Here is a 13,962-nt window from a genome sequence, read left to right on the forward strand (position 1 = left end):
TCAGGCGGGTGCCGGAGCCTGCTCCGCCGCGGCGCCGCCGCCCTGCGTCACCACCAGGCTCCGCGCCACCGACGGCTGGTTCTGCACGTCCGTGAGCTGTCGGCCCAACCGCAGCGCGAGCACGGTGATCCCCAGTGAGACCAGCACGAAGACCACGATGTACGGCGCGTGCAACGAGGCACCCATCGGCCCGCCCACAGCCGGACCGATGGCCAGCGCGAGCTGCTTCACCAGGGCGAAGGCCGCGTTGTACTGCCCCGCGAGACCGGTCGGCGCGAGATCCGCGACCAGCGGGGCGAGCGTCGGCGACAGCAACGACTCCCCCAGCCCGAACAGCGCGTACGTCGAGATGAAGGCGGCGGTGGCCATCGCCTGGCTGCCGTTGCCGAGGCCCGCGTACCCGGCCACGGCCCACGCCACGGCCCAGAGCAGTCCCACCGACGCGATCACGCGCGTGCGCCTGCGGCGCTCCACGAACCGCAGCACCAGGAACTGCGCGATCACGATGGCCAGCGTGTTCGCCGCCAGCGCCGTCCCCAGGGTCGACGTCGAGAGGCCGGCCGCCTCGACCCCGTACGCGCTCAGCCCCGACTCGAACTGCCCGTAGCAGGCGAAGAACACCACGAAGCCCAGGACGCACAGCTGCACCATGGCCCGGTTGCCCGTCAGCTGCTTCCAGTTGCCCTTCGCCGATGCCGTCGGAGCGCCCGCGACCCGCGGCGAGTGCGGCATCCGCACCGTGGCCATCACCCCGACCAGCAGCAGGAACATCACCGCCTCGATCGAGAACAGCAGGGTGAAGGAGCCGGGTCTCGTGGTGTCGACGAGGTGTCCGCCGATGAGACCGCCGATCCCGAGCCCGAGATTCTGCAGGAAGAACTGCATGGCGAACGCCCGCGACCGGGTCTCCGCGGTGGAGCAGTCCACGATCATCGTCGCCAGCGCCGGCTGCATCACGGCCTGCCCGGCCCCGAGCAGCGCCGCCGACAGCAGCACGCTCGGCGCGCCGCCCGACAGACCCAGGCTCAGCGCGCCGACGGCAGCCGTGAACAGGGCGACGAGCAACACCGGCAGCGGGCCCCGCCGGACGATGGTCCGTCCGGCGAACGGCAGCACGATCAGTGCGGCCACGGCGAAGACGGCGAGCACCAGCCCCGCCGTCACGGGCCCGAGCCCCCGCACCTGCGCCACGTAGACGTACAGGTAGGGGACGGTGAAGCCGAGCCCGAACGCACTGAGTGCGTTGCCCACGTGGATCCGGCGCATCGCAGCGCCCATCGCCCTGGTCACGTTCACCTCTCTCGCAAGTTAACTGTGAAGACTTAGAAGCTAAAGTTCAAAGGTGAAGAGTACACATCGAACGGCTTCAGCGCGAAGGGCTTCAAGGTGAAGGTGACGTGTCATACTGCGGCCATGGGCGACACTCCCGGCCGCGAGGGGCCGACAGAGCCGACACTCGAAGAGCAGCTCGCCGCGTACCAGCGCGAGTTCCAGGACCTCGACCCCCAGGTCGAGAAGATCGTCTCGGCGTTGTCCCGCCTCAACCGCCGTATGAACGTGGCCTTCGGCCGCCAGACCGCCGAGCTCGGCATCACCAACGCCGACTGGGAGGTCCTCAAGGCCCTCGTCCTCTCCGGCGCCCCCTACCGCATGGGACCCGGCGACCTCGCCAAGCGGCTGGGCCTGACGCCGGCGGCCATGACCCACCGGATCGACCGCATGGTCGCCGAAGGACTCGTCAGCCGGGACCGGGACGAGACGAACCGGGTGCGGGTCATCGTCGAGGTCACGGACGCCGGCCGCGAGAAGTGGATGGAGGTGATGCGCATGTCGACGGTCTTCGAGGGGGACCTCCTCCAGGACCTCTCCACGGACGAGCGGACCGCCCTGGACGAGATGCTCACCCGTCTCCTGCGCAGGGTGGAGGACGCCCAGCCCGACGCCGGCGGACGCCTCACGGACCTGGACTGACCGACTGAAAAGATCTTGACAGGGCTCGCTTGACACTCCCCTGCCCGACCCGTAGTGTTCTTCGAGTTGCCATCAGGCCGTAACGGTTCTGCGGCAGCACCTCCGCCGCGACAGCGGCACTCACACCAACAGCATGACCTCCCCAGCGGACTGATTTCGGCGTGCCCGAATTCAATTCGCACGGGACTCCGCGACTCGGTTCGGATCCGAACGGCTCCGATTTGAGAAGCGGCGAGAGAGTCCGCTAAGGTTTGAGACGTCGGAACGGCCCAACAGCCGGAAAGACAAACCCCGCTGACTGGGGGTCAGGTCGAAGAAAAGGACCTGATAGAGTCGGATCCGCCGGAAAGGGAAACGCGAAAAGCGCAGCCCCGGAAGGCGAAACCCCGAGGAAATCGGACCGGAAAGATCTGATAGAGTCGGAAACGCAAGACCGAAGGGAAGCGCCCGGAGGAAAACCCGCCAGGGTGAGTACAAAGGAAGCGTCCGTTCCTTGAGAACTCAACAGCGTGCCAAAAATCAACGCCAGATATGTTGATACCCCGTCTCCGGCCTCCGGCCGGGACGCGGTTCCTTTGAAACACACAGCGAGGACGCTGTGAACCGCCGGATCATTCCTCCGGCGGTTCCGCTCCCGTGGTGTCCCCGGAACGCCGGGAAGCATTCACGGAGAGTTTGATCCTGGCTCAGGACGAACGCTGGCGGCGTGCTTAACACATGCAAGTCGAACGATGAAGCCCCTCGGGGCGGATTAGTGGCGAACGGGTGAGTAACACGTGGGCAATCTGCCCTGCACTTCGGGACAAGCCCTGGAAACGGGGTCTAATACCGGATACCCGTTTCCGCAGGCATCTGCGGAAACGGAAAGCTCCGGCGGTGCAGGATGAGCCCGCGGCCTATCAGCTGGTTGGTGAGGTAACGGCTCACCAAGGCGACGACGGGTAGCCGGCCTGAGAGGGCGACCGGCCACACTGGGACTGAGACACGGCCCAGACTCCTACGGGAGGCAGCAGTGGGGAATATTGCACAATGGGCGCAAGCCTGATGCAGCGACGCCGCGTGAGGGACGACGGCCTTCGGGTTGTAAACCTCTTTCAGCAGGGAAGAAGCGCAAGTGACGGTACCTGCAGAAGAAGCGCCGGCTAACTACGTGCCAGCAGCCGCGGTAATACGTAGGGCGCGAGCGTTGTCCGGAATTATTGGGCGTAAAGAGCTCGTAGGCGGCCTGTCGCGTCAATTGTGAAAGCCCGGGGCTCAACCCCGGGTCTGCAGTCGATACGGGCAGGCTAGAGTTCGGTAGGGGAGATCGGAATTCCTGGTGTAGCGGTGAAATGCGCAGATATCAGGAGGAACACCGGTGGCGAAGGCGGATCTCTGGGCCGACACTGACGCTGAGGAGCGAAAGCGTGGGGAGCGAACAGGATTAGATACCCTGGTAGTCCACGCCGTAAACGGTGGGCACTAGGTGTGGGCGACATTCCACGTCGTCCGCGCCGCAGCTAACGCATTAAGTGCCCCGCCTGGGGAGTACGGCCGCAAGGCTAAAACTCAAAGGAATTGACGGGGGCCCGCACAAGCAGCGGAGCATGTGGCTTAATTCGACGCAACGCGAAGAACCTTACCAAGGCTTGACATACACCGGAAACACCTGGAGACAGGTGCCCCCTTGTGGTCGGTGTACAGGTGGTGCATGGCTGTCGTCAGCTCGTGTCGTGAGATGTTGGGTTAAGTCCCGCAACGAGCGCAACCCTTGTCCCGTGTTGCCAGCACGTCCCTTCGGGGGTGGTGGGGACTCACGGGAGACCGCCGGGGTCAACTCGGAGGAAGGTGGGGACGACGTCAAGTCATCATGCCCCTTATGTCTTGGGCTGCACACGTGCTACAATGGCCGGTACAATGAGCTGCGATACCGCGAGGTGGAGCGAATCTCAAAAAGCCGGTCTCAGTTCGGATTGGGGTCTGCAACTCGACCCCATGAAGTCGGAGTTGCTAGTAATCGCAGATCAGCATCGCTGCGGTGAATACGTTCCCGGGCCTTGTACACACCGCCCGTCACGTCACGAAAGTCGGTAACACCCGAAGCCGGTGGCCCAACCCCTTGCGGGAGGGAGCCGTCGAAGGTGGGACTGGCGATTGGGACGAAGTCGTAACAAGGTAGCCGTACCGGAAGGTGCGGCTGGATCACCTCCTTTCTAAGGAGCACTTCTCACCGGCCTCCGGGCCGGTCAGGGGCCAGTACACCGGCGTACGTCCGGTGCTGGTTGCTCATGGGTGGAACGTTGATTAGTCGGTCCGGATCTCGGGCCGGTGGCTGCCAGTACTGTCCTTCGGGGCGTGGAACGCATGATCACCGGACGGGGCCGGGCCGGGCACGCTGTTGGGTGTCTGAGGGAACGAACCCTCAGTTGCCGACCCCGGTACAGCACCGCCCCTGGCGGTGTGTGACGGGTGGTTGGTCGTTGTTTGAGAACTGCACAGTGGACGCGAGCATCTGTGGCCAAGTTTTTAAGGGCGCACGGTGGATGCCTTGGCACCAGGAACCGATGAAGGACGTGGGAGGCCACGATAGTCCCCGGGGAGCCGTCAACCAGGCTGTGATCCGGGGGTTTCCGAATGGGGAAACCCGGCAGTCGTCATGGGCTGTCACCCTTGCCTGAACACATAGGGCAAGCGGAGGGAACGCGGGGAAGTGAAACATCTCAGTACCCGCAGGAAGAGAAAACAACCGTGATTCCGGGAGTAGTGGCGAGCGAAACCGGACGAGGCCAAACCGTATGCGTGTGAGACCCGGCAGGGGTTGCGCATACGGGGTTGTGGGATCTCTCTTCTGTTGTCTGCCGGCAACAGGACGAGTCAGAAACCGCTGAGGTAGACGAAGGACATGCGAAAGGTCCGGCGCAGAGGGTAAGACCCCCGTAGTCGAAACGTCAGCGGCTCGTTGGAGAGACACCCAAGTAGCACGGGGCCCGAGAAATCCCGTGTGAATCCGGCGGGACCACCCGTCAAGCCTAAATATTCCCTGGTGACCGATAGCGGACAGTACCGTGAGGGAATGGTGAAAAGTACCGCGGGAGCGGAGTGAAATAGTACCTGAAACCGTGTGCCTACAAGCCGTGGGAGCGTCGCATGCAGGCTTGCCTGCATGTCGTGACTGCGTGCCTTTTGAAGAATGAGCCTGCGAGTTTGCGGTGTGTTGCGAGGTTAACCCGGGTGGGGAAGCCGTAGCGAAAGCGAGTCCGAACAGGGCGCTTCAGTAGCACGCTCAAGACCCGAAGCGGAGTGATCTAGCCATGGGCAGGTTGAAGCGGAGGTAAGACTTCGTGGAGGACCGAACCCACCAGGGTTGAAAACCTGGGGGATGACCTGTGGTTAGGGGTGAAAGGCCAATCAAACTCCGTGATAGCTGGTTCTCCCCGAAATGCATTTAGGTGCAGCGTCGCGTGTTTCTTGCCGGAGGTAGAGCACTGGATAGGCGATGGGCCCTACCGGGTTACTGACCTTAGCCAAACTCCGAATGCCGGTAAGTGAGAGCGCGGCAGTGAGACCGTGGGGGATAAGCTCCATGGTCGAGAGGGAAACAGCCCAGAGCATCGACTAAGGCCCCCAAGCGTACGCTAAGTGGGAAAGGATGTGGAGTCGCACAGACAACCAGGAGGTTGGCTTAGAAGCAGCCATCCTTGAAAGAGTGCGTAATAGCTCACTGGTCTAGTGATTCCGCGCCGACAATGTAGCGGGGCTCAAGCGTACCGCCGAAGTCGTGTCATTGCGATATCAACCCCCAACGGGGATCGTGATGGGTAGGGGAGCGTCGTGTGCCGGGTGAAGCAGCCGCGGAAGCGAGTTGTGGACGGTTCACGAGTGAGAATGCAGGCATGAGTAGCGATACACACGTGAGAAACGTGTGCGCCGATTGACCAAGGGTTCCTGGGTCAAGCTGATCTGCCCAGGGTAAGTCGGGACCTAAGGCGAGGCCGACAGGCGTAGTCGATGGACAACCGGTTGATATTCCGGTACCCGCTGTGAAGCGCAAGACATCGAACCAGGCGATGCTAAGTCCGTGAAGCCGCCCCGATCTCTTCGGAGTTGAGGGGAGTGGTGGAGCCGACGGACCAGACCTGCAGTAGGTGAGTGATGGGGTGACGCAGGAAGGCAGTCCAGCCCGGGCGGTGGTTGTCCCGGGGTAAGGGTGTAGCCCGAGTGGTAGGCAAATCCGCCACTCATCCAGGGTGAGACCCGATGCCGAGCCGATTGTGGCGAAGTGGATGATCCTATGCTGTCGAGAAAAGCCTCTAGCGAGTTTCATGGCGGCCCGTACCCTAAACCGACTCAGGTGGTCAGGTAGAGAATACCGAGGCGTTCGGGTGAACTATGGTTAAGGAACTCGGCAAAATGCCCCCGTAACTTCGGGAGAAGGGGGGCCATCACCGGTGAGCACTCTTGCAGTGTGAGCTGGGGGTGGCCGCAGAGACCAGCGAGAAGCGACTGTTTACTAAAAACACAGGTCCGTGCGAAGCCGTAAGGCGAGGTATACGGACTGACGCCTGCCCGGTGCTGGAACGTTAAGGGGACCGGTCAGCTCCATTTCGGTGGGGCGAAGCTGAGAACTTAAGCGCCAGTAAACGGCGGTGGTAACTATAACCATCCTAAGGTAGCGAAATTCCTTGTCGGGTAAGTTCCGACCTGCACGAATGGCGTAACGACTTCTCGACTGTCTCAACCATAGGCCCGGTGAAATTGCACTACGAGTAAAGATGCTCGTTTCGCGCAGCAGGACGGAAAGACCCCGGGACCTTTACTACAGTTTGATATTGGTGTTCGGTTCGGCTTGTGTAGGATAGCTGGGAGACTGTGAGCCCGCCACGCCAGTGGTGGGGGAGTCGTCGTTGAAATACCAGTCTGGTCGTGCTGGATGTCTAACCTGGGTCCGTGATCCGGATCAGGGACAGTGTCTGATGGGTAGTTTAACTGGGGCGGTTGCCTCCTAAAGAGTAACGGAGGCGCCCAAAGGTTCCCTCAGCCTGGTTGGCAATCAGGTGGTGAGTGTAAGTGCACAAGGGAGCTTGACTGTGAGACCGACGGGTCGAGCAGGGACGAAAGTCGGGACTAGTGATCCGGCGGTGGCTTGTGGAAGCGCCGTCGCTCAACGGATAAAAGGTACCCCGGGGATAACAGGCTGATCTTCCCCAAGAGTCCATATCGACGGGATGGTTTGGCACCTCGATGTCGGCTCGTCGCATCCTGGGGCTGGAGTCGGTCCCAAGGGTTGGGCTGTTCGCCCATTAAAGCGGTACGCGAGCTGGGTTTAGAACGTCGTGAGACAGTTCGGTCCCTATCCGCTGCGCGCGCAGGAGTCTTGAGAAGGGCTGTCCCTAGTACGAGAGGACCGGGACGGACGAACCTCTGGTGTGCCAGTTGTCCTGCCAAGGGCATGGCTGGTTGGCTACGTTCGGGAGGGATAACCGCTGAAAGCATCTAAGCGGGAAGCCTGCTTCGAGATGAGGGCTCCCACCCACTTGATGGGGTAAGGCTCCCAGTAGACGACTGGGTTGATAGGCCGGATATGGAAGCGCCGTAAGGTGTGGAGTTGACCGGTACTAATAGGCCGAGGGCTTGTCCTCAGTTGCTCGCGTCCACTGTGTTGGTTCTGAAACCACGAACGACCCCATGCCGGGCCACGGCGTGGTGCGGTTGAGTGTTTCATAGTGTTTCGGTGGTCATAGCGTAGGGGAAACGCCCGGTTACATTCCGAACCCGGAAGCTAAGCCTTATAGCGCCGATGGTACTGCAGGGGGGACCCTGTGGGAGAGTAGGACGCCGCCGAACAAATTGTGGGAGAGCCCCGCACCGATATGGTGCGGGGCTTTCTGCATTTCCCGTTGGCTTTATGACGGCTCCACCAGTTTTGTGTCGTACGCCAGGATCACTGCCTGGATGCGGTCCCTCGAGCCCGTCTTTGCGAGAATGCGGCCCACGTGTGTTTTCACCGTTGATTCGGCGAGGTGGAGGCGGGTGGCGATCTCCGTGTTGGTCCAGCCCTGACCGATAACCGTGAGGATCTCGCGTTCGCGCTCGGTGAGAGCGCCCAGGCGGGGGTCGGTGTGCGGGGTTGTGGGCGGGGACGTGCCCTGGCGAGTCGGTGTCGGCAAGTGGTGGACGTAGGCGTCCAGGAGACGGCGGGTCAGGCCGGGCGCGACGACCGCGTCCCCGGTGGCGACGGAGCGGATGCCGGAGAGGAGCTCCTCCGGCTGGGCGTCCTTGACCAGGAAGCCGGAGGCGCCGGCACGGAGTCCTGCGTAGGCGTACTCGTCGAGGTCGAACGTCGTGAGGATGAGGACACGGGTGCGGTCGCCGGCGGCGACGATGCGGCGGGTGGCCTCGATGCCGTCCATGCCGGGCATGCGGATGTCCATCAGGACGACGTCGGGGTGCAGTTCGGCCGTCAGACGGATTGCTTCGCTGCCTCCCGATGCCTCGCCGAGGACTGTCATGTCGTCCTGGCTCTCCAGCAGCATGCGGAAGCCGAATCGCTGAAGGGGCTGGTCGTCGGCGATGAGGACGGTGGTCACTGCGGGGGTTCCTCCGGAAGGTGCAGGTGGACGCGCCAGCCCTGTTCGGGGCGGGGCCGTGGGCCGGCTTCAAGTGTGCCGCCGTACAGGGCGGTTCGCTCACGCATTCCGGGGAGGCCGCGCCCGTCGGCGGGAGTGTCCGTTCCGGTGGTCCCCGTGTTTCCGGCCGTTCCGGTGTCGGTGATCGTGGCCGTGACGGAGCCCTGGTCGCCGTAGGCGAGGGTGATCTCGGCGGTGGTGTTCGGGCCGGCGTGCTTGAGTGTGTTGGTGAGGGCTTCCTGGATGACGCGGTAGACGGTGAGCTGGCGGCCTGGGGGAAGGCCAGCCCGGCCGTCGACGGTGGTGTGGACGGGGAGGCCCGCGGCGCGGACGCCGTTGATGAGCTGCTCGAGGTCGGTGAGGGTGGGCTGGGGAGTCAGCTCGGCGGGGTGGTGGCTGCTCTCGTCGTCCCGCAGGACGTCCAGGAGGCGACGGAGTTCGCTCATCGCCTGGCGGCTGGTGGTGCCGATGGCGTCCAGTGCCTGAGCGGTGCGTTCCGGGGACTTGGTGGCCGCGTACTTGCCGCCGTCGGCCAAGCCCGTGATGACGGAGAGGTTGTGGCCGATGATGTCGTGCATCTCGCGGGCGATGCGGGCGCGTTCGGCTGCGGTGGCGAGCTGGGCCTGCTGGTCGCGTTCGATCTCGAGGCGGCGGGCCCGGTCCTCCAGGGCCTCGGTGTAGTTCCGGCGGGTGCGGACCGTGACGCCGATGAGGGCCGCCACGATGACGGACGTCAGCTGCGAGCCGATCTGCTGACTCCAGTCGCCCTCCCCGTGGCGGGCCGTGGAGACCGCGACCGGTGTGAGGACGAGGGCGGTCGTCCACCACAGGTATCGCAAGGGGAGGCGCAGGGCGATGTGGTGGACGGCGACGAGTTGTAGCAGGGCTGCCTGGAGGACAGCGCCTGACCAGGCGTTGACCAGGGCGAACGGCGCCATGGCGAGCAGGACCGCCGCGGGGTGGGTGCGGCGCCACAGGAGAGGGAGGGACAGGCCCAGACTCAGGACGAGCAGGAGAGGGCCGGGGGTGTCCGGGTTGTGGGTGACGGTGCGCCATCCGCCGCCGGCGTAGTCGATGAGGGCGGCCGTCGTCCAGAAGCCGGTGAAGTGCAGGTCCCACAGCAGCGGGTGGCGCCGGTCGAACGCGCGCACCCGCTGGTTGAGGCGTTGCACGTACTGGGTGAGAGGTTCCGTGGGCCGTTCCGATGGCCGTTCTGCCGTGGGTGTCTCCCGGTCGTCGTTCGCCACGAGGCTCATGGTGGCCGGTCCGGCCGTCGGGCGGAACACGGTGGGCGCCACGGCGGTCAGACGTCCCGGCGGCGCAGGGTCACTGCCGCTGCCGGGAGGGAGGTCGCCGCCCACAGGGTCAGGGCGAGCAGCGCGGCGTCAGGAGCCGCCGCACCCGGGCCGTGCTGGGCGGCGGTGAGGGACTCCAGGGCCTTGGCGGGGAAGTGGCGGACGGCGTCCTCGACGACGGAACGGGGGAGCATCCGCAGGACCTCGAGGACGATCATGACGAGACCGATGCAGGCGCCGGGTGGGCGGCGTGGGAGCGGCCGGTGACGGTGGCGTGGCCGTGGGTGGGGGCGTCCAGGCCGAGGATCATGCGCAGGGTGGTGGACTTGCCGGCGCCGTTCGGGCCGAGGAAGCCGGTGATGGTGCCGGGGCGGACGGTGAAGGACAGGTCGGTGACGACGGTCCGGTCGCTGTGGTGTTCGGTGAGTTCCTGTGCCGTAACCATGGTTCGATGCTCGTCCGCGCGAGGGTGGCGGGCGTCGGACCGCGGGCAGTATTTCGGGTGAGGGCGGTGGTACCCCGGTACTACGGTGGCCGGTATGACTACTACGCGTTCCGGGACGGGGATCGGCACCGCTTTCGGGGACTATGTGATCCGGCAGGTGCGGGCCGAGGAGTGGGCCGCGGTGAAGGGGTTGCGGCTCATCGCGCTGCGGGACCCGGTCGCGGACATCGCCTTTCTGGAGACGTACGAGACGGCGGTGACGCGGCCCGACACGTACTGGCAGGAGCGGACGGCGCGGGCGGCCGAGGGTGCGGACGGGATGCGGCAGTTCATCGCCGAGACGGCGGACGGTACCTGGGTGGGGTCGGTCGCCCTGCTGGTCGAGGAGCCCGGTACGAAGGACTTGGCCGGGTTTTGCGTCGAGCGGCGGCAGGGGCATCTTGTCGGGGTGTTCGTACGGCCCGAGTATCGGGGGAACGGGCTCACCAAGGCGTTGTTCGAGGCTGCGTTGGAGTGGGCGTGGGGGGTGGGGTTGGAGCGGGTGCGGCTCATCGTGCACCCGGACAATGTGCGTGCCCTCGGTTTCTACCGCAAGGCGGGCTTCGTGGAGAGCGGGGTGAGCCTGCCGTTGGCGGGGAGGCCGGACGAGTACGAGTTGGAGATGGTTGTCGAGCGGTGACCTGCGGTGCCTACACCGGCAGTTCGTCGTGGGGCCAGCGGGTGCGGGCCTGTTCGCGGGAGCGGAGGAGGGCCAGGGTGGGCAGGCCCCGGTCCGCGCCGGTGGTCAGGAGCTCCGGGAGCCGGGGGAGGGGGGGCCACGGCCGCCACGTCGTCCAGGACCAGGGTGAATGGTGGGTCGAGCCGACCGGAGGATGACCGTTCGGCCATGCGCCGGCCGTGCTCGACCACGCTTGCGGTGAGGGCCGTCAGCAACGGCATCGCACCTGGCTGGGTGCGGGGATCCTCGATGGATTCACCCACCACATAAAGCGTGCCCGTTTCGTGGACGAAGGAATCCAGGGCGAGGGCATCAGTTCGGTTCGGAGTGCAGGCTTCGCGGATGTTGACCGTGAGCAGGGCGGAGAGCGCACGCGTCGTCAGTTGCTGGGCCATGTCCCGGCGTTCCGGGTAGGCGGTGAGGGCGGCCTCGAGTTCGCCCGCGGCGCCCGGGGCGGCCTGGGGGTGGGTCCGCAGCACGCGGACCGCGTCCTGGACCTGGGTGCCCTGCGCCCAGCGGTGGACGTGGCGGACGGTGCGGCCGTCGAGGGCGGCGGCGTGCAGGTAGCTGCGCAGGAGGGTCTGGGCGGTGTCGCTGACGGCCTGGTCGAGCCGGGAGGCGGGGCGGACCGGGGCCAGCAGGGCGGCGGCGCGGGCGACGGCCGTCTTCTTGTCCTCGCAGCCGGCTGTGGGGGACCAGTGGAGGCGGGCCGGGGTGTCGCAGCGGTGGGTCGGGTCGTAGAGGTGGGTGGGGCCGAGCTTCGCCCGTGCGTCCTTGGTCTCCGCCCAGAGGGAGGGGTCGGAGGTGACGACGAGGGCGGGGCCCTCCGCGTCCCGTACGGCCGAGGCGGCGATGGTGTGCCGGGTGGCCGGGGAGCCGTAGAACACCGGGTGGGTCGAGAGCGCCGGAGGTGCTGCCGAGTGCGCTGGGCCTGCCGGGTCCGCTGAGGGGGTGGCTTCCTGTGGTGGCACTGTTTCCCGTTCCCGTGCGGGCTCGGGTGCTGCTCTCGGTGTCGGTACCTCGTGCCGGATCGGTTCAGGTTTTGGTTCCGGCGCCGCGGTCGCGCCCGCCGTGGCCCGCTCCGCCTTCCGCCGGGCCCGTACCGCCCGCCAGCGGGTCACCGTGCCCAGGACGAAGAGGGTGAGGACGAGCAGCAGCATCAGCTGGCCGATGAACAGGCCCCAGAACAGCCCGTACCCCGAGAGGGTGGAGGCGGGGGCGTCCGGCCAGGCGCTCGGGATGTCGTGGGGCTCGGCGACGAGGTGCCGTATGGCGGCCGGGGTGCGGGTGAAGGTGACGCCGGACGGCCAGGAGCCGCGGGCGACGAGGCCCGCGAGGCCGGTGGCCGTCCAGACCAGCAGGGTGATGCCGAGCAGGAACGCGAGCAGTCCGACCAGCAGTCCGTCCGGGATGCCGCCCTGGCCGTTCCGTCCGTGGCCGTTGCCGTGGCCGTCAGGTCTCATGCGTGGTGCCTTTCCCTGTCGCCCCGAAGTTCCGAAGCCCTGACGCCCTTACGCCACCGTCGACCGGGAGTCGCCGACGTGCTGTTCCACGAAGGCCGCGGCCCGCTCCTCCGCCTCCAGTTCGGCGGCGAGCAGGGCGTCGTGGGGCAGGTCGGCGGAGGACTCGGTCATCGCGCGGTCGGTGAAGACCAGCGGGCGCTCGGTCTCGGTGATCAGGTGTTTGACCACCTGCACATTGCCGTTGACGTCCCAGACCGCGATGCCCGGGGTGAGCGAGGGGATGATCTCCACCGCCCACCGGGGCAGGCCCAGCACTCTGCCCGTCGCCCGTGCCTCGTCGGCCTTCTGGGCGTAGATGGTCCGGGTCGACGCCATCTTCAGGATGGCCGCCGCCTCCTTGGCCGCCGCCCCGTCCACCACGTCGGACAGGTGGTGGACGACCGCGACGAAGGACAGGCCGAGCCGGCGGCCGAACTTCAGCAGCCGCTGGAACAGCTGGGCGACGAACGGGCTGTTGATGATGTGCCAGGCCTCCTCGACCAGGAAGATGCGCTTCTTCCGGTCGGGGCGGATCCAGGTGTGCTCCAGCCAGACGCCGACGATCGCCATCAGGATCGGCATGGCGATGGAGTTGCGGTCGATGTGAGACAGGTCGAAGACGATCAGCGGCGCGTCCAGGTCGATGCCGACCGTCGTCGGGCCGTCGAACATGCCGCGCAGGTCACCGTCGACGAGCCGGTCGAGGACCAGGGCGACGTCCAGGCCCCAGGCCCGTACGTCGTCTATGGCCACGTTCATCGCCTCCGCCGACTCCGGTTCGGGGTGGCGCAGCCGCTCGACGATGTCGGTGAGGACCGGCTGGCGTTCGACGATGCTCTCGGTGACGTAGGCGTGCGCGACCTTGAGCGCGAAGCCGGAGCGCTCGTCGAGGCCGCGGCCCATCGCGACCTCGATGATGGTGCGCAGCAGCGCGAGCTGGCCCGTCGTGGTGATGGTCGGGTCGAGCGGGTTGAGCCGGATGCCGTGGTTCAGGGCGGCCGTCGGGTCCAGCCGGATGGGGGTGATGCCCAGTTCCTGCGCGATGAGGTTCCACTCGCCGACCCCGTCCTCGCCCTGGGCGTCCAGGACGACGACCTGGCGGTCGCGGAAGCGCAGCTGGCGCAGGACGTACGTCTTCTCCAGGGCCGACTTGCCGTTGCCGGACTCGCCGAGGACCAGCCAGTGCGGCGCGGGCAGCTGCTGGCCGTAGAGCTGGAACGGGTCGTAGATGTAGCCCTTGCCGGAGTAGACCTCGCGGCCGATGATGACGCCGGAGTCGCCGAGGCCGGGGGCGGCCGTCGGCAGGTAGACGGCCTGCGCCTGGCCGGTGGACGTGCGCACCGGCAGCCGTGTCGTCTCGACCTTCCCGAACAGGAAGGACGTGAAGGCGTCGGTGACGACGGACAGCGGATCCCGCATCGGACTC

7 protein-coding genes, 3 rRNA genes and 2 pseudogenes are annotated in these 13,962 nt (G+C 66.0%); 5 read left to right on the forward strand and 7 right to left on the reverse strand.

The features are described 5' to 3' along the window. Positions 1 to 1,278, reverse strand: a complete 1,278-nt coding sequence (locus PYS65_RS19205; RefSeq protein WP_279338001.1) for an MFS transporter — start codon at positions 1,276 to 1,278, stop codon at positions 1 to 3. Between the two features lie 135 nt (positions 1,279 to 1,413). On the opposite strand from PYS65_RS19205, the gene PYS65_RS19210 reads away from it, so the two are divergent. From PYS65_RS19210 to rrf, 4 genes are all read left to right on the forward strand, one after another. Continuing rightward, entirely contained in the window at positions 1,414 to 1,971 is a 558-nt protein-coding gene (locus tag PYS65_RS19210; RefSeq protein ID WP_279335158.1) for a MarR family winged helix-turn-helix transcriptional regulator, read from the forward strand. Positions 1,972 to 2,634: 663 nt separating this feature from the next. Continuing rightward, positions 2,635 to 4,163 (forward strand): 16S ribosomal RNA (locus PYS65_RS19215). A 303-nt stretch (positions 4,164 to 4,466) separates the two neighbouring features. Then, positions 4,467 to 7,589 (forward strand): 23S ribosomal RNA (locus PYS65_RS19220). A gap of 88 nt (positions 7,590 to 7,677) precedes the next feature. After that, positions 7,678 to 7,794 (forward strand): 5S ribosomal RNA (gene rrf, locus PYS65_RS19225). Together the 16S, 23S and 5S rRNA genes form the textbook arrangement of a ribosomal RNA operon. A 59-nt stretch (positions 7,795 to 7,853) precedes the next feature. Here rrf and PYS65_RS19230 read toward each other — a convergent pair. The 4 genes and pseudogenes from PYS65_RS19230 to PYS65_RS19245 all read right to left on the reverse strand — a co-directional run. Next, on the reverse strand, positions 7,854 to 8,537 hold the full coding sequence (locus tag PYS65_RS19230) for a response regulator transcription factor (protein ID WP_279335159.1): 684 nt from the start codon (positions 8,535 to 8,537) through the stop codon (positions 7,854 to 7,856). Continuing rightward, the gene (locus PYS65_RS19235; protein ID WP_279335160.1) at positions 8,534 to 9,832 is read right to left on the reverse strand and encodes a sensor histidine kinase; all 1,299 of its coding nucleotides are present in this window, start codon (positions 9,830 to 9,832) and stop codon (positions 8,534 to 8,536) included. Before PYS65_RS19235 ends, PYS65_RS19230 begins: the two co-directional genes overlap by 4 nt. 47 nt (positions 9,833 to 9,879) lie before the next feature. After that, positions 9,880 to 10,089 carry a hypothetical protein gene (locus PYS65_RS19240; RefSeq protein WP_279335161.1) on the reverse strand — a complete coding sequence of 70 codons (210 nt, stop codon included), beginning with the start codon at positions 10,087 to 10,089 and terminating at the stop codon, positions 9,880 to 9,882. Positions 10,090 to 10,103: 14 nt separating this feature from the next. Beyond that, positions 10,104 to 10,316: pseudogene (locus tag PYS65_RS19245) on the reverse strand (ATP-binding cassette domain-containing protein); the annotation flags it as partial. A gap of 94 nt (positions 10,317 to 10,410) precedes the next feature. Here PYS65_RS19245 and PYS65_RS19250 point away from each other — a divergent pair. Beyond that, positions 10,411 to 10,995 carry a GNAT family N-acetyltransferase gene (locus PYS65_RS19250; RefSeq protein WP_279335162.1) on the forward strand — a complete coding sequence of 195 codons (585 nt, stop codon included), beginning with the start codon at positions 10,411 to 10,413 and terminating at the stop codon, positions 10,993 to 10,995. 10 nt (positions 10,996 to 11,005) lie between these two features. Here PYS65_RS19250 and PYS65_RS19255 read toward each other — a convergent pair. Together PYS65_RS19255 and PYS65_RS19260 are read right to left on the reverse strand one after the other, a co-directional pair. After that, positions 11,006 to 12,497, reverse strand: a pseudogene (locus PYS65_RS19255) (type VI secretion protein). 48 nt (positions 12,498 to 12,545) lie between these two features. After that, on the reverse strand, positions 12,546 to 13,955 hold the full coding sequence (locus PYS65_RS19260; protein WP_279335163.1) for an ATP-binding protein: 1,410 nt from the start codon (positions 13,953 to 13,955) through the stop codon (positions 12,546 to 12,548). Positions 13,956 to 13,962 lie beyond the last annotated feature (7 nt).

Source organism: Streptomyces cathayae (assembly GCF_029760955.1).
Classification (GTDB): domain Bacteria; phylum Actinomycetota; class Actinomycetes; order Streptomycetales; family Streptomycetaceae; genus Streptomyces; species Streptomyces cathayae.